The sequence below is a fragment of the Streptomyces sp. NPDC002779 genome (genome assembly GCF_042888685.1).
In the GTDB taxonomy this organism is placed as follows: Bacteria; Actinomycetota; Actinomycetes; order Streptomycetales; family Streptomycetaceae; genus Streptomyces.
Genome location: NZ_JBIAQC010000005.1, coordinates 366,811 through 382,863, shown reverse-complemented (window position 1 = coordinate 382,863; position 16,053 = coordinate 366,811). Strand labels below are relative to the sequence as shown.

Annotated in this window: 12 protein-coding genes; 5 read left to right on the top strand and 7 right to left on the bottom strand. The window is 72.5% G+C overall.

Features of this window, described 5'->3' with window-relative positions; genetic code table 11:
• The first annotated feature begins 33 nt into the window (after nt 1-33).
• Nucleotides 34-1,875: a glycoside hydrolase family 15 protein gene (locus ACFYW5_RS17165; RefSeq protein WP_389417809.1), complete on the top strand. Its 1,842-nt coding sequence runs from the start codon at nt 34-36 to the stop codon at nt 1,873-1,875.
• A 2-nt stretch (nt 1,876-1,877) separates the two neighbouring features.
• Here the strand turns inward: ACFYW5_RS17165 and ACFYW5_RS17160 are convergent, their stop codons facing one another.
• Nucleotides 1,878-2,831 carry a hypothetical protein gene (locus tag ACFYW5_RS17160; protein WP_389417808.1) on the bottom strand — a complete coding sequence of 318 codons (954 nt, stop codon included), beginning with the start codon at nt 2,829-2,831 and terminating at the stop codon, nt 1,878-1,880.
• A 167-nt stretch (nt 2,832-2,998) separates the two neighbouring features.
• Here ACFYW5_RS17160 and ACFYW5_RS17155 point away from each other — a divergent pair, with 167 nt between their 5' ends.
• On the top strand, nt 2,999-3,220 hold the full coding sequence (locus ACFYW5_RS17155; protein WP_389417807.1) for a heavy-metal-associated domain-containing protein: 222 nt from the start codon (nt 2,999-3,001) through the stop codon (nt 3,218-3,220).
• A gap of 29 nt (nt 3,221-3,249) precedes the next feature.
• Nucleotides 3,250-5,475, top strand: a complete 2,226-nt coding sequence (locus ACFYW5_RS17150) for a heavy metal translocating P-type ATPase (protein ID WP_389417806.1) — start codon at nt 3,250-3,252, stop codon at nt 5,473-5,475.
• Between the two features lie 557 nt (nt 5,476-6,032).
• Here ACFYW5_RS17150 and ACFYW5_RS17145 read toward each other — a convergent pair.
• Nucleotides 6,033-7,058, bottom strand: coding sequence for a saccharopine dehydrogenase (locus tag ACFYW5_RS17145; RefSeq protein WP_389417805.1), 1,026 nt, complete (start codon nt 7,056-7,058; stop codon nt 6,033-6,035).
• A gap of 140 nt (nt 7,059-7,198) precedes the next feature.
• Between ACFYW5_RS17145 and ACFYW5_RS17140 the strand changes: the two genes are divergently transcribed.
• Nucleotides 7,199-8,248 carry a glycerophosphodiester phosphodiesterase family protein gene (locus ACFYW5_RS17140; protein ID WP_389417804.1) on the top strand — a complete coding sequence of 350 codons (1,050 nt, stop codon included), beginning with the start codon at nt 7,199-7,201 and terminating at the stop codon, nt 8,246-8,248.
• A gap of 41 nt (nt 8,249-8,289) precedes the next feature.
• Here ACFYW5_RS17140 and ACFYW5_RS17135 read toward each other — a convergent pair whose 3' ends face one another.
• The 5 genes from ACFYW5_RS17135 to ACFYW5_RS17115 form a co-directional block, all read right to left on the bottom strand.
• Entirely contained in the window at nt 8,290-9,030 is a 741-nt protein-coding gene (locus ACFYW5_RS17135) for a cupin (RefSeq protein WP_389417803.1), read from the bottom strand.
• Nucleotides 9,024-9,935 carry a PmoA family protein gene (locus ACFYW5_RS17130; RefSeq protein ID WP_389417802.1) on the bottom strand — a complete coding sequence of 304 codons (912 nt, stop codon included), beginning with the start codon at nt 9,933-9,935 and terminating at the stop codon, nt 9,024-9,026. Before ACFYW5_RS17130 ends, ACFYW5_RS17135 begins: the two co-directional genes overlap by 7 nt.
• The gene (locus tag ACFYW5_RS17125; RefSeq protein ID WP_389417978.1) at nt 9,932-11,047 is read right to left on the bottom strand and encodes a Gfo/Idh/MocA family protein; all 1,116 of its coding nucleotides are present in this window, start codon (nt 11,045-11,047) and stop codon (nt 9,932-9,934) included. The genes ACFYW5_RS17130 and ACFYW5_RS17125 overlap by 4 nt, the downstream gene beginning before the upstream one ends.
• A gap of 127 nt (nt 11,048-11,174) precedes the next feature.
• On the bottom strand, nt 11,175-12,386 hold the full coding sequence (locus ACFYW5_RS17120; RefSeq protein ID WP_389417801.1) for a DegT/DnrJ/EryC1/StrS family aminotransferase: 1,212 nt from the start codon (nt 12,384-12,386) through the stop codon (nt 11,175-11,177).
• A gap of 74 nt (nt 12,387-12,460) precedes the next feature.
• Nucleotides 12,461-13,585 carry a GNAT family N-acetyltransferase gene (locus tag ACFYW5_RS17115; protein WP_389417800.1) on the bottom strand — a complete coding sequence of 375 codons (1,125 nt, stop codon included), beginning with the start codon at nt 13,583-13,585 and terminating at the stop codon, nt 12,461-12,463.
• Between the two features lie 243 nt (nt 13,586-13,828).
• Here ACFYW5_RS17115 and ACFYW5_RS17110 point away from each other — a divergent pair, with 243 nt between their 5' ends.
• Entirely contained in the window at nt 13,829-16,048 is a 2,220-nt protein-coding gene (locus ACFYW5_RS17110) for a WD40/YVTN/BNR-like repeat-containing protein (RefSeq protein WP_389417799.1), read from the top strand.
• Nucleotides 16,049-16,053 lie beyond the last annotated feature (5 nt).

The following is a 16,053-nucleotide window of genomic DNA, read 5'->3' as shown; positions in this document are numbered from 1 at the left end:
GACGTGGCGGTGTCGGGGGCCAGGGAGGCTGCGATGAGCGGAACAGCACCGAGCGACCAGGACGACGCCCCCGGGGCTTCGCGTTATCTGCCGATCGCCGAGCACGGCCTGATCGGCGATCTGCGCAGCGTGGCCCTGGTGGGGACCGACGGCACGATCGACTGGTACTGCTGCCCGGCGTTCGACGCGCCGAGCGTCTTCGCCGCCATCCTCGACGCCGAGCGCGGCGGGTCCTTCGAGCTGGCGGCGGCCGTACCGGCGCAGACCAAGCAGTTCTACTTCCCGGACACCAACGTCCTGATCACGCGCTTCTTCACCGAGGACGGCGTCGGTGAGGTGCAGGACTTCATGCCGGTCGACGGCGACGCGGTGGAGACCGAGCGGCACCGGCTGATCCGGCGCGTGCTGTGCGTGCGCGGCACCATCCCGTTCCGCACCCGGGTGGCCCCCCGCTTCGACTACGGCACTCAGCCGCACACCGTCCGGATGGCCCGCGACGTGGCGGTCTTCGAGTCCCCCAAGCTGTCGCTCGGCCTGACCGCCACGGTGCCGCTGGAGCCCGACGGCCTCGATGTGCGGGCCGACTTCAAGCTCTCCGAGGGCGAGTCGGCGGTGTTCGCGCTCGACCAGGTCGGCGGCGAGGTGCCGCCGCGCAGGTGTGCCCGGACCGAGGCGGAGGAGCAGTTCAGCACCACCGTCGCGTACTGGCGGCACTGGCTGTCCGCCTCCAAGTACCGGGGCCGCTGGCGGGAAATGGTGCACCGCTCGGCGCTCACCCTCAAGCTGCTCACCTACGCGCCCACCGGAGCGATCGTCGCCGCGCCGACGACCAGCCTGCCCGAGCAGATCGGCGGCGAACGCAACTGGGACTACCGCTATGTATGGGTGCGCGACGCCGCCTTCTGCGTGTACGCGCTGCTGCGTCTCGGCTTCACCGGCGAGGCCGAGGCGTTCATGAACTTCGTGACCCGGCACGTCAGTCCGGGTGACGGCAAGCCCTCGGGCCCGTTGCAGATCATGTACGGCGTCGACGGCCGCACCGATCTCACCGAGCGGGAGCTCGGCCATCTGGAGGGCCACCGCAGGTCCGCGCCGGTCCGCATCGGCAACGCCGCCGCCGAACAGCTCCAACTCGACATCTACGGCGCCCTGATCGACTCGATCTACCTCTACGACAAGTGGGCCAAGCCGATCTCCAGCGACCAGTGGGACGACGTGTGCGCGCTGGTGGACTGGGTGTGCGAGCACTGGGACCAGCCGGACGAGGGGATCTGGGAGACCCGGGGCGGGCGCAAGAAGTTCCTGTACTCGCGGCTGATGTGCTGGGTGGCGATCGAGCGGGCGATCCGGATGGCCAACCGGCGCGGGCTGCCCGCCGACATCGTCCACTGGCGCAACTGCCGGGACACCATCTACCGCCGCATCATGAGCAAGGGCTGGTCGGAGACGCGCCAGGCCTTCGTCCAGCACGAGGACGACGACGTGCTGGACGCGGCCGTCCTGATGATGCCGCTGACGAAGTTCATCGCGCCGACCGACCCGAAGTGGCTGTCCACCCTGGACGCCCTGACCCAGGATCTGGTCTCCGACTCCCTTGTCTACCGCTACGACCCGGTGGCCAGCCCCGACGGACTGCGCGGCGACGAGGGCACGTTCTCGATCTGCTCCTTCTGGTACGTCGAGGCCATGGTGCACGCCGGCCGCGTCGACGAGGCCCGGCTGGCGTTCGAGAAGATGCTCACCTACGCCAACCATCTGGGCCTGTACGCCGAGGAGATCAGCCACACCGGGGAGCAACAGGGCAACTTCCCGCAGGCGTTCACCCACCTGGCGCTGATCAGCGCGGCCTTCAACCTCGACCGGGCGCTCGGCTGAGGTCAGTGGCCGTGGCCGGGGGCCTCCTCGTGCGAGGCGGTCCCCTCCGGTGACGGGGCCGGCGCCGCTCCGGTGCGCACGGTGAACGCTGCGGTGCGGACCTTGCCGTCGTGCTTGAAGTCGAGGAAGAGGCGGTAGGTGCCGCTGCTCGGCGCGGTCGCGCTGAAGGAGACGCCGGGGCCGGGCTTCGTCCTGCCGTCGCCGGGTTCGCCGTTCGGGTGGACGTGCAGGTAGGCGAGGTCACCGGAGCGCAGGGCGACCAGGTGGCCGTAGGCGCCGAGGTAGGGCTGGAGGTCGGTGACGGGCTTGCCGTCGCGTGACACGCTCAGCTTCAGCTCGCTCGCCGCGCCGGGGCGCAGGGTGCCGTCCAGGCGGACCTGGTAGCCGTCGACCTCGGCGGTGGCCTTCGGGGCCGGGAGGTGCTGGGGCCGGTACGGGCCGGAGGCGGCGAGGTCGGCGCCGAGGGTCAGGTTCGCGGCGCCCTTCTTCGCCGGGGTGAAGTCGGCGAAGACGCGGTAGCCGCCCGCGCGGGGCAGGTCGACGGGGGTGCTCCAGGTGCCGTCGGCGGCGCGGGTCGGGTGCAGGTGGCGGTAGGTGACGAGGTCGCGCGAGGCGACGATGAGATGGAGTTCCTTGTCGTGCTCGCGCTGGTAGGCGGTCACAGCGCGGCCGGTGTCGTCCCGGATGACGAAGCGCAGGTCGGTGCGGGTGCCGGCGGCGAGGGCCGGGGTCTTCAGGTCGAGGGTGTAGCCGCCCTCGGAGATCTGGAGCCCGCCGGGCGCCGCCTGGTGACCGCCGCCCTTCTCCGGGCTCGGTGAGGCCCCGCTGTGGCTCTCGTGGCGCGCGGGCGCGGGGTCCTCCCCGACCGGTCCGACGCCCTTGCCCACGCCGTAGGCGGTGCCGAAGGTGGCGGCCAGGCCGGCGGCGAAGGCGGTGATCTTCAGTCCGGCATTCATGACGATCTCCTCGGTCTCACGGTCTCTATGCCGCCCACCATACCCCCAGGGGGTATGAAGTCAACCCTGGATCCCACTTGCTTTCGATACCCCCCCTGGGTATACATGGATCCACCGGACGAGATACCCCCACCGGGTATATCGACAGTCTATCCAGGAGGCACCTCATGACCACGCAGACGATCACCACCTACGCCGTCGCCGGGATGTCCTGCGGCCACTGCAAGGCCACGCTCACCAAGGTCATCGGCGAGCTGGACGGCGTCACCGGGGTGGAGGTCGACCTCGACCGGGGCCAGGTCACCGTCAGCAGCAACGCCGAACCGGACGACACGCTGATCGCCGAGGTCGTCGACGACGCCGGATACGAGCTCACCGGCCGAGCCTGACCCCCGCACGCCCACACGAGGAGCAGACAATGACCACCACCATCGACACGGAACTCACCATCGGCGGCATGACCTGCGCCTCGTGTGCGGCGCGCATCGAGAAGAAGCTGAACCGCATGGACGGCGTCACCGCCACCGTCAACTACGCCACCGAGAAGGCGAAGGTCTCCTACGGCGGTGACGTCTCCGTCGACGATCTGATCGCGACCGTCGAGGCCACCGGGTACACCGCCCAACTCCCTGTCCCGGAGCCTGAACAGGCACCCGAGCGGGACGAGCTGCAGCCACTGCGGGAACGGTTGATCACCGCCGTCGTCCTGGCCGTACCGGTCGTCGCGATGGCCATGATTCCGGCCCTGCAGTTCGAGTACTGGCAGTGGCTGTCCCTCACCCTGGCGGCGCCCGTCGTGACCTACGCCGCCTGGCCGTTCCACAAGGCCGCGTTCACCAACGCGCGGCACGGCGCGGCCACCATGGACACGCTGATCTCGGTCGGCACCTCGGCCGCCTTCCTGTGGTCGCTGTGGGCGCTGTTCCTCGGCACGGCCGGCGAGCCGGGGATGACGCACCCCTTCGAGCTGACCATCTCCCGCAGCGACGGCTCTGGGAACATCTATCTGGAAGCGGCCGCCGGAGTCACCGCGTTCATCCTGGCCGGGCGGTACTTCGAGGCGCGCTCCAAGCGCAAGGCGGGCGCGGCCCTGAAGGCGCTGCTGGAGCTGGGCGCCAAGGACGTCACCGTGCTGCGTGACGGGGGCGAACAGAGCATGGCGATCGGCGAGTTGAAGGTCGGCGACCGGTTCGTCGTACGGCCGGGCGAGAAGATCGCCACGGACGGTGTGGTCGTCGAGGGCTCGTCCGCCGTCGACGCCTCGATGCTCACCGGTGAGTCGGTGCCGGTCGAGGTCGGCGCGGGCGACTTCGTCACCGGGGCCACGATCAACGCGGGCGGGCGCCTGGTCGTCGAGGCCACCCGGGTCGGCGCCGACACCCAACTGGCCCGGATGGCGCGGCTGGTGGAGGACGCGCAGAACGGCAAGGCAGCGGCGCAGCGGCTCGCCGACCGGATCTCCGCCGTCTTCGTGCCGATCGTGATCGCCCTCGCGCTGGGCACGCTGGGCTTCTGGCTGGGCAGCGGTGCCGGGGTGACCGCCGCCTTCACCGCGGCCGTCGCCGTCCTGATCATCGCCTGCCCCTGCGCCCTGGGGCTCGCCACGCCCACCGCGCTGATGGTCGGCACCGGGCGGGGTGCCCAACTCGGCATCCTGATCAAGGGCCCCGAGGTGCTGGAGTCCACCCGCAAGGTCGACACCGTCGTCCTCGACAAGACCGGCACCGTCACCACCGGCCGGATGACCCTGCTCGCTGTGCACACGGCCGACGGCAGCGACGAGGCCGAAGTCCTGCGGCTGGCGGGCGCGTTGGAGCACGCCTCCGAGCACCCGATCGCCCGTGCCGTCGCGGACGGCGCCCTGGAGAAGCTGGGTGCGCTGCCCGTGCCGGAGGACTTCGCGAACGTGCCCGGGCTGGGTGTGCAGGGCATCGTCGACGGCCACGCGGTCCTGGTGGGCCGGGAGCGGCTCCTCGCGGAGTGGGCCATGGAACTGCCGCCGGCGCTGGCGCGGGCCAAGTCCGAGGCCGAGGCGGGCGGCCGTACCGCCATCGCCGTGGCCTGGGACGGCCGGGCGCGGGCCGTGCTGGAGGTCGCCGACGCCGTGAAGGAGACCAGCGCGGAGGCGATCAGCAGGCTGCGGGCGCTCGGTCTGACGCCGATGCTGCTCACCGGGGACAACCGGGCCGTGGCCGAGTCCGTGGCCCGGCAGGTGGGGATCGCGCCGGAGCATGTCATCTCCGAGGTGCTGCCGCAGGACAAGGTCGATGTCGTCAAGCAGCTGCAGGGCGAGGGGCGTTCGGTGGCGATGGTCGGCGACGGCGTCAACGACGCGGCCGCGCTGGCCCAGGCCGACCTCGGCCTGGCGATGGGCACGGGGACGGACGCGGCGATCGAGGCCGGTGATCTGACCCTGGTCCGCGGAGACCTGCGGGCCGCGGCGGACGCCATCCGGCTGGCCCGCCGGACCCTCGGCACGATCCGCTCCAACCTGTTCTGGGCCTTCGCCTACAACGTGGCCGCGCTGCCGCTCGCCGCGGCCGGCCTGCTCAACCCGATGCTCGCCGGAGCGGCCATGGCCTTCTCCTCGGTCTTCGTGGTCGGCAACTCCCTGCGGCTGCGGTCCTTCAGGGCCACCGCCTGACCCGGGCCCGGCGGCCGGGCACCTGCCCGTTTCCGGGTGACCGGAGTGGCGGTCACCGGCGGGCGGTGCGGCGACTTGAGCGCAGACACAGGAGGCCCGCGACGTCTTGGGCGTCCTTGACGCGGCGGCTGGGCCCGCTGGACGGGGCTGTGAAGTCGTGTTCGCGGGGCGCGAGCAGAGCCCGGTGACCGGGCTGGCGGCAGGCGCCAGGCGGTCCGGCACAGTGAGCGACTGCCCGCGCTGACCGGTCTGCCCGCCGGGGCGCGCAGATCCGGCGCCGAGTGGGGCGCGAGGCCGCAGCCTCCGGCCGCGGCACCACCACGCCGGTCAACCGGACCTGCCCGGCCCTGGCGGAACACGGCTCACAGCCGGGCCCGCCGCAATACCACCCCACCCCCAGCCAGCCAGTCCCTCGTCGTGCCACACCGTCCGCCCACAGCCACCACGCCAAGTCACCCGGACCTGCCCGCCCCCGGTGGAACACGGCACGCAGCCCCACCCGCCGCGGCACCCCCACTCGGGTCACCCGCCTCAGCTCGCGCCCCGCGCACGCCGCTTCACCGCAAGCCCCGCCGCCACACCACCACCCCGTCCCCGGCCAGCCGTTCGGGGAGGTCGGTCAGGGTGGGTAGTTGCTCGATGTGCCGTACGCCGGTCGGCAGTCGGTCGGTCAGCAGCTCGCGGGTCACCTCGGCGGTGACCAGGGCCGTCACCCGGCTCTGCTCATGGCCGGTGAGGGCGAACGCGGCGTGCCGGTCGCCCCGGTGGGCGTCCGCTCGCAGCGCGAACGCGTCTCCGCCGAGGTGTACGCGGCGGAAGACGCCGCTCAGCGCGCGCCGCACCGGTGCCCGCCGCTCGCCGCGCAGCACTCCCGTCCGGCGCAGCGCGAAGAGCGCGGCGGTCTGGGCGCGGGAGTCCAGACACAGCCGCGTCGTCACCTCCGGCACGCCGAGTGTGCGGCGCAGGGTGTACTGGTCGGAAAAGGGGAACGGATACGCGCTGTGGGTGCCGTGTCCCGGCAGAGAGACCTTCTGCGGCCCGGCCGTCACCGGCTCGGCCAGACCGTCGACGGTCCAGCGCACCGCGTCGGTGCCGTGGCGCTCGCCGGAGCCCAGCAGCACCGTCAGATCGAGCCGCTCCGCGCCGCCGACCGCCTGGTGGGCGCGGTGGGCGAGCAGGTTGGTCAGACCGGGCGCCACACCGACGCTCAGCACGGCCGTGGCCCCGGACGCGGCGGCGAGACCGTCACAGTCGGCGACGGCGTCGAGCAGGTCCCGGGAAGCGCCCACGTCCACCAGATGGATGCCCCGGTCCAGGCAGACCCGGGCGAGCGAGGCGTCCTCGGGTTCGACGCAGAGCACCACCGCACGCACGTCACCGAGTTTGTCCAGCGCCCGCCGGAACCCCGTCAGGTCCCCGACGTCGACCGCCACGCCTCCCAACCGGCGGGCCCGGACCTCGTCCCGCCCGGCCGGAACCACCCGCCCGGGGAACCACTCCGCCAGCCGGGAGGTGACCGCGGCGCCGACGGCTCCGTAGCCTCCGATGACGAGAACCCGCCCATACGCATCGCCCGTAGTCATGGACCTCAACGTAAGGCACGCTGGGTGCGCGGTGAGGCGTTCGCTCAGCGTTCACGGCTCCCTCACCCCGGGGCAGTCGAGCGCGTCCGCCCCCGCACTAGCGTCTTCTGGTCGCCCGAACCCACATGATCGAGGTTGCCATGTCCGCACGACACGTCCTCGCCGGCCTGGCGCTGTTGCCGGTGTTCACCGTCCCGGCTGCGGCGCACGAGCCCGACGCCCGGCACCGGCCGTCCTTCGACCTCCAGGCCCACCGCGGCGGCCTCGGCATGACCACCGAGTCGTCGCTGGAGGGCTTCGCCAAGGCCCTGCGGCTGGGCGTGTCCACGCTGGAGCTGGACACCCAGGTCACCAAGGACGAGAAGGTCGTCGTCACCCACGACCGCCAGGTCAGCGCCACCAAGTGCCGGGACACCGCGCCCCTGGTGCCGGGCGACCCGATGTACCCGTACGTCGGCAAGTACATCAAGGATCTGACGCTCGCTCAGATCCGGACGATGGACTGCGGCTACCAGCAGCTGCCCGGCCACCCCGAGCAGGAGCGGATCGCCGGTCTGCGGATGATCGAGCTGAAGGACGTCCTGAACCTGGTCAAGCGCTCCAATGCCCGGCAGGTCACCCTCAACATCGAGACGAAGGTGGAGGCGGGCGCCCCCGAACAGACCGCGCCCCGCGAGCTGTTCGTCCGCCGCGTCCACGAGGAGATCCGCCGCTCCGGCATCGAGCGGCAGGTCACCATCCAGTCCTTCGACTGGGGTGCGCTGAAGGCGATGCACAAGCTGGCGCCCAAGTGGCCGCTGGTGGCGCTCACCAACTACGACTTCCTCCAGGTCGGCAAGGAAGGCGCCTCCCCGTGGCTCGGCGGGATCGACGCCGACGACTACGACGGCGACTTCGTGAAGGCCGCCGACACCCTCCCCGGAGTCACCACCCTCTCCCCCAACTACGGCTTCCCGCAGAGCGGCAAGGTCGGCGACCCCGGCTTCCGTTTCTACGCCGACGCGGCGATGGTCGAGGCGGCGCACGCCCGGGGCCTGAAGGTCGTCCCGTGGACCTGCGACGACCCGGCCACGGTGGAGGCGCTGATGGACGCCGGGGTGGACGGCATCATCACCAACTACCCCGACCGGGTACGGGAGATCATGGCTGAGCGGGGCATGCGCCTGCCGAGGGCGTATCAGCCGCGCTGACACCGGCGTCCCCGGAAGCAGAAGGGGCCCCCGACGCGCCCTTACGGCAGCGTCGCCCCCGGCAGCGTGTACTCGTCCCGCCTCCCGCACATCCCGAACCCGCCGAGCCGCGTCGGTGAAGCCTGGTGTGCCGTCGCCTCGTTCAGGTACGCCGGTTCGCCCGCGGCGAGGGCGTCGAGCTGGGCGCCGGTGCGTTCCGCCGCGGCACGTGCCCCCGCCTGCCACAGCTCGCGCCAGGCCGTCACCTTGTCGTGCACCAGCCGGGCGGCGGCGTGCTGGAAGGCCAGATACGGGCCGTCGTCGCCCGCGACAAGGGCCTCGCGCAGGACGAGGTAGCCCTCGACGGCGAGGTCCCTGCGGCGCCGGGCGGCCTCGGCCGTGCCGACTCCCGTACCGGGCGGGAGCGTTGCCGCCGCCGCGTACCGCTCGGGGTCGGCGAGCACGTCGGGCGGGAAGGTGAACACCGCGTCCCCGGCCTCGGGCAGCCCGCTGTTCTGCATCAGCACGGTGACCCGCAGGTCCCCGCCCTGCACCATGCGGTGGACGGTGCCGGGTGTGAACCAGGCGAGGGTGCCGGGCTCCAGCGGGATGTCCCGGTAGCCGTCGGGGCTCAGGGTCTGCACGGCACCCCGGCCGCCGGTGACGACGTACGCCTCGGTGCACACCAGGTGCAGATGCGGGCTGCCGCCGCACACGCCGTCCGCCGACTCCCAGTCGTAGGCGGTGAGGTGGGACAGGCCGACGGCGCCGGGCAGCGGACGCGGCAGGGCGGGCCTCACCACGGCAGGCCCGCCAGATGCGCGGCCACGCGCTCGGCGTCCCAGGCGCCGTCGGCGATCAGCACCCGGTAGCGGTAGCCGAAGGACTCGCCCGGCGGCAGCGCGAACTCCTCGAAGAACGCCCAGGAGAACGCGACCGTGGGGAAGGGCTCGGAGCGCACGAACCAGTGGGACTCGTGGATCGCGTCGAGGTTCTCCGGCGCGTGCGCGAAGAGGATCGTGGAGTGCGCGTCGACGTCGTCGTGCTCGGTGGTGAAGGCCAGCCAGGGGCCCTGGGAGCCCATCAGTTTCTCCGGGTCGGTGCCGGGAGCGAAGACCGTGCCACCGGTGAAGTCGCGCGGTCCCCGCCACTGGAGTCCGGTGTAGCCCGCCATCGCGCGCCCGGCGGTGGTGGGTGACCCGAACCGCAGGGGGGTGTCCCGCACGTTGGTGAGCCGGATCGACCAGTCCAGGGCCCAGGCCCCGGCCCCCTCGTCGACGGAGTGGACGGTGAGGCCGCGGGTCTCGCGCGCCCACTCCTCGCCGCCGTGGGCCAGCCAGGTCAGTTCCTCGGTGACGGCGAGAGCGTCGTCGGTCACCGTGCACCCGGGGAAGCCGTCGTGGCGCATCGAGCCGACCCGCTCGGGCAGGCGCAGATATCCCTCGCCGTGGACGTAGCTGTTGCCGCCCCAGAAGTTCTGCCCGGACAGGTGGCTCGCGGTCATCTGCAGGCCCTTGTGCCAGCGGTGGTCGCTGGGCCGGTACCCGGTGACCGTACGGCCGGACAGGGTGCGCAGCGGGTGGGCGTAGGGCTTGCGGGACTCGAAGGCCTCGGGGTCGGGGCGGTAGACGTAGCGGAGGATCTCCGTGCCGTTCGCCGCCGCGACCGCGAGGTGCTCGCCGTGCGTGTGGCTGACCCGGATGCTCATGCGCGCTCCTCGGGGGCCCAGTCGGGGTGGTCTCCGTGCATGGCCGCGTAGAAGGGATCGCCCGGCGTGATCTCCCCGGAGCGGACCGGCAGGCCGGTGAACGCCGACTTGTACAGCGCGGCGGCGAACTCCAGCGTGGCCCGCGCCTCGGGGCCGCTGCCGGGGGGCCGTACACCCGCGTCGTACGCGTCGAGGAGGCCGCCGAGCTGGGCGGTGTGGGAGCTGGGGACGTCGGTGGCGGGGGTGCGCCAGGCGTCGGCGCGGCCGGCGGCGACATGGGGGGCCGGGGTGTAGACCCAGTCCTCGTTGCGGTGACCGTACAGGTGGGTCAGTTCGACGGTGGCGTCCGCGCAGTCGACGCGGATGCGGCTCATCTCGTGCGGGGAGAGCACGCTGTTGACGACGGTGGCGAGGGCGCCGTTGGCGAAGCGGACCAGTGCGGTGGAGACGTCCTCGCTCTCGGTGTCGTGGACCAGCCGCGCCGCCATCGCGCGGATCTCGTCCCACTCGCCGAGCAGGTGCAGCAGCAGGTCGTACTGGTGGATGCCGTGGCCCATGGTCGGGCCGCCGCCCTCGCTCGCCCAACGGCCGCGCCAGGGCACCGCGTAGTACCGCGCGTCCCGGTGCCAGGTGGTCTGGCAGTGCGCGACCAGCGGGGCGCCCAGCTCACCCCCGGCGATCAGCTCGCGGGCGTGCGCGGCGCCGGAGCCGTAGCGGTGCTGGAAGATCACGGCGGCGTAGGCGCCGGAGGCCTCCTCGGCCGCCGCGATCTCGTCGTACTCGGCGAGGGACAGGGTCAGCGGCTTCTCGCACAGCACCCAGGCGCCGGCCTTGAGCGCGGCCACCGTCTGCTCCCGGTGCAGGGAGGGCGGGGTGCCGATGAGCACCAGGTCGGGGCGTTCGGCGTCCAGCATCGCGTCGATCGACGTGTATCCGGTGACCGCGTCGCCCGCCAGTTCCCGGAAGGCGTCGAGTCTGCCCGGGTCCACGTCGACGGCGGCGACCAGTTCCGTCCGGTCGGCGTGGGCGGCGAGGGCGGCCAGATGGCTGCCGCTGACGATGGCACCGGTGCCGACGACGGCGACGCGGCGGCGGACGGGGTTCCCGGACAACACGGACATGCGGCGCTCCTCGAACGGCCGACGGACTGCCAACAGAAAGCGCTTGCTCCCGAGGAGAGACCCTAGGCGCCGAGGCATCGCCCGAACAACCCCTCCCCGCACACTGCCGGGACTCTTCTCAGGTCACGGCGGTCATCGACGTCTCCCGCAGGGGTGGCCGGGCCGTCGCCGCCCGCTCCCGGGTGAGGGCGCCGGTCATCCGGCGCGCCGTCAGCGGGTCGGCAGGCAGGACGTGGGAGGCGAACCAGCGGGCCGCGGCGGGGTCCGGGGAGGGTTCGACGAACTCCGCGCCCGCGTAGTCGTCGAGCGGTGGGTCGTAGACGTAGCCGCAGACCATGCCGTGGTCCACCAGGCGCTCCAGGAGGGCGTCGCGGTCGTGGACCAGGAGCGGGACGCGGAACAGCGGGAGGGGCCCGTCGGGGACCGCCCGTTCGCGCAAGGCGGGCGAGGCCCAGGTGGTGCCCGCCAGCAGGGCGACTCCGGCCCGGCGGCGGGTGAGGTCGTCGTCGAGGCGGGACACGCGCAGGGTGAGCTGCCCGCGTACCAGGGTGCCGTGGCGGACCCGGAAGCCGTGCAGATCGACGCGGACCCAGGGCTCGTAGGCGGTCAGGCTCGGTGCCGAGAGGGCCGAGGCGGTCAGGCGCGGGGCGCGCGGGGCCATCCGGAACGCGTCGCGCTCCAGCAGTCCGAGCCGCTGCATCATGCGCCACACCGGGCGCACCAAGTGCAAGGTGCGGACGGACGAGCGGGCCAGCGGGCGCAGGGTCACGGTGAGGTCGTCGCGCAACCGGCGCGGGGTGAGCAGGTCGTCGCGGAGCAGTTCCAGCTCGCGCCGGGTGCGGGCGTCCTGGACGGCGAGGAACCCTCCGGCCGTCGCGGCCACGTGCTTGGAGAGGCTGAACGCGGCGGCCGTGCCGAAGGTGCCGACCGGCCGGCCGTTCACATGGGTGCCGATGGCGTGGGCCGCGTCCTCGATCAGCGGGATGCCCAACTGCTCGCAGCGGCGGCGCAGTTGGGGAAGGCGGTCGGGGATGCCGTAGAGGTTGGTGGTCAGCACGGCGTCGATGCCGCGCCAGGTGGACTCCGGTACGGCGGCCGGGTCGATGTTGCCGTCCCACACGCAGACCGGTGCCTGCACCGGGCGGCAGCCCGCGGCGAGGACCACGAAGAGGATCACGCCGTCGTTCACCGGCGACATCAGCACCCGGGCACCGGGCCGGCACCAGCGCCGCAGCGCCAGGTAGAGGCCCAGCCGGGCCGAGGGGGTGTAGACGCATTCGCGTCCCAGCCGCCGCGTCATCGTCGCGGCGAGCCGCGTTCCGTACGGCATCGCCACTTCTTCCGTCGAGGGATGGACGGACGCGGCGCACCTCCGCATGCGCCGAGGGCTGCCGTGGGGCCGGCTCAGGGGGTTCGCGGGGCCGTCCGGCGGGAGGACCGCAGGGCGCCGACCGTCTTCAGCAGCCGGTCGGCGGGTTCCCGCAGACGGGGATGGGCGAGGACGGTGTTGCGCAGTCCGCGCACGGGCCTGCGGCACATCCGGTGCGCCGCCGCCACGGGGTGCGGCCGGGTCGCGAAGCCCTCGCCCACCCGCAGCTCGCGCGTCTTGAGCCAGTCCTTGTACTCCTTGTCGCCCCGCCCGAGGTCGATCAGCCGCACCCCGTGCCGGGCCGCCGCCTCCGCGGTGCGCAGATGCATCATCAGCCCCGGCGAGTAGGAGGGGAACTCGGGGTCGTAGGCGGTGAACCAGGCGGCGAGCACGGTCCGCGACCTCGGCCCGAAGTGCGCGGCCACGGGACGCTCACCGGCGTAGAGGACGGACAGCACGCCGGTGCAGTGCTCCTCGCGCAGCCGGAACAGATGGTCCACGAGACCGACGATCCAGGGCCGGGCGAACCGGTCCATGCGCCCGGTCCTGCGGTACTGGGCGGACTTCCACTCCATGAGCCGCCGCAGCACCTTCGGGTCCCGCTCGTCGAAGACGAACCGCACCTCACCGAGGTCGCGCCCCAGCCGGCGCTCCTTCTTCAGCGTCGTCCTGGCCTGGCCGGGGTAAGTGGCCCGCAGCCACCGCGCGTAGTCCCCGTCGCCCGGTTCCAGGTCGATCACCGGGGAGGCGAACGTGCCGGTCACGTACCGGCCGAACGGCTTCTGCTCCTCGACGAGATGGTCGAACTCGAAGCTGGCGAGCCCGCAGCCGCGCAGCAGTTCCTCGGTGTCCCAGACGATCCCGGGCCGGTGCACGAGCGCCTGGCGGTCGGAGAGGCCGAGCCCGATCGCCTTCCCCACGCCGAGGACGGTGCGTTCGTACGGCAGGAAGCCGACGGGTTCGCCGTGTTCGTGCAGGACGCCGATCTCGACCCCGCGCCGGTGGGCGCCGACCCCGAGGGCGAACTCCGGGGACAGGAACGGGTTGGCGTACTCGGGTGACGCGTCCATCGCCCGGTGCCAGGCCGCGCGCAGCGGGTCACTCAGTTCGCCGGGTCTGTGGACGGTGATCCGCGTATCGGTGCTGCTCATGGATCGCATGGGCGACCGCTCCCCCCAGTTCCCCCGGTGACGCGCGATGCGCGTCACGCGCCTCGGCCCAGGGATCAAACGTGGCGAAACCGCACCGAGACTGTCAAGGGTGGCGTTCGCAAAGGAACGGCATGTTTCGGATGGCCCGCGACCTGCTGTCCCATGACTGGCCGAACGGCCCCCTTCTGCTCAACTCGCCTCTCCCGTACCGTCGTTGTCGCTTGTCGCGGCCATGACTACGAAGGGGTTCTCATGGGCAGAGGTCTGCTGTCGCTGATGCTGGCCGCGGTGACCGGGGCCGCCTTGCTCGGGGCACCCGCGTCCGCGGCGCCACCTCCGCCGCCGACCGATGTGTACCGGCCGGTCCGGGGTCCGGCGGCACCCGCGGAATACCGCTACCTGCAGAAGACCCTGCCCGGCCAGCCGATCCCCCGGCACGCCCATGACCGCGCCGCGGCCCAGGCCCGGCAACTGCCCGTCGTGGGCGGGCGCTGGAAGAGCGTCGGGCCGACCAACATCGGCGGGCGGATCGTCTCCCTCGCCCTGGACCCCCGGCGCGCCGACACCCTGTACGCGGCGGCCGCGAGCGGCGGCCTGTGGCGCAGCACCGACGCCGGGCAGACCTTCCACTCGGTGTGGCCGGACAGCTGGACCCAGGCCATGGGCGCGGTCACGACCGCCCCCGACGGCACCCTGTACGTGGGCACCGGCGAGCCCAACCCCGGTGGCGGCAGCATCACTTACGAGGGGACCGGGCTGTACCGCAGCAAGGACGGCGGCCGCAGCTGGCAGCCGCTCGGCCTGCGCGACTCCGGCGCGATCAGCGCCATCACCATCGACCCGGCCGACCCCCGCCGCATCTATGTCGCCGCGGCGGGCTCGCTCTACAACGGCGGCGGCGACCGGGGCGTCTACCGCACCGAGGACGGGGGCGCGACCTGGCAGCGGATCCTCGCGGGCACGAACGAGTTCACCGGCGCCACCGAGATCGTCAAGGACGGCGACCGCCTCTACGCCGTCCTGTGGGACCACCGCCGCCGCCCCGACCTGCGCACGTACGGCGGTGTCGGCTCGGGCGTCTTCCGCAGTGACGACGACGGCGCGACCTGGCGGCGGCTGGGCGGCGGACTGCCCGCCGCGGGACCGGACGTGGGGCGCATCGGCCTCGCCGTGGCCGGGGACCGCCTCTACGCGATCGTCAACAAGGCGAGCGGCCCCTTCGAGGGCTTCTACGCCTCCTCCGACGGCGGTGACACCTGGAACCGCACACCGGACAACGCCGATCTGGCCAACTCCCAGTCCAGCTTCGGCTGGTGGTTCGGCAAGGTGTGGATCGACCCCCGGGACACCGAGCACGTCCATGTGGCCGGGGTCGCCCTGCTCACCACGAAGGACGGCGGCGCCACCTGGACCGCGGACGACACCAGCATCCATGTCGACCACCACGCCATGGTGTGGGACCCGCGCCGGCCGGGCCGCGTCTACCTCGGCAACGACGGCGGCGTCTACCGCTCCGACTCCGACGGTGACGGCGGCTGGGTCAAGGCCCGGCACGAGCCGTACACCCAGCTCTACAGCGCCGCGATCAGCCCGCAGGACGTCACCCGGATCTCCGGCGGCTCCCAGGACAACGGCTCGCTGCGCTCCTGGGGCGGGGACGGCTTCAACGAGTACCTCGGCGGGGACGGCGAGGAGAACCTGATCGACCCGACCGACGTGAACACGGTGTACGCCTGCTACCAGTACGGCAATTGCTTCCGCTCCACCGACGGCGGGGACACCCTCACGTACTTCGCGAACAGCACGACGTTTCTGCGCCGCAACTGGTTCACCCCGGTCGTCTTCGACCCACGCGACCCGAAGATCCTCTACTACGGCGCCGAAGTGCTCAACCGCTCCACCGACGGCGGCGTGACCTGGCAGCCCATCAGCCCGGATCTGACCGGCGGACCGGGCGCGGACCCGATCTACACCAACTTCGGGACCATCACGTCGATCGCGCCCGCCTCCGACGGACGCACGGTGTACGTCGGCACGGACGACGGACGGGTCTGGGTCACCAAGGACCTCGGGGCGACCTGGACCAAGCTCGCGGAGGGGAGGCCCTGGGTGACCCGGGTGGTCGTCGACCCGAAGGACCCCGACCGGGTCTGGACGACCCACTCCGGCTACCGCTCCGGCTCACCGCTCCCCCATGTCCTCGGCAGCACCGACGGCGGCGCGACCTGGCGGAACCTGTCCGGCAACCTCCCCGCGGCCCCCGTCAACGACCTCGTCGTCGCCAAGGGGGGTGCCCTGTACATCGGCACGGACCAGGGCGTGTTCGCGAGCTTCCGGGGCGGCGGCAACTGGATGCGGCTGGGGCGCGGCATGCCCGCGGTGCCGGTGGACGACATCGAGTACGACCCGGGCCACCGACGGCTGGTGGCGGCTACCTTCGGGCGGGGGTTCTACGAGCTGAAGGTGCACTGAACCGG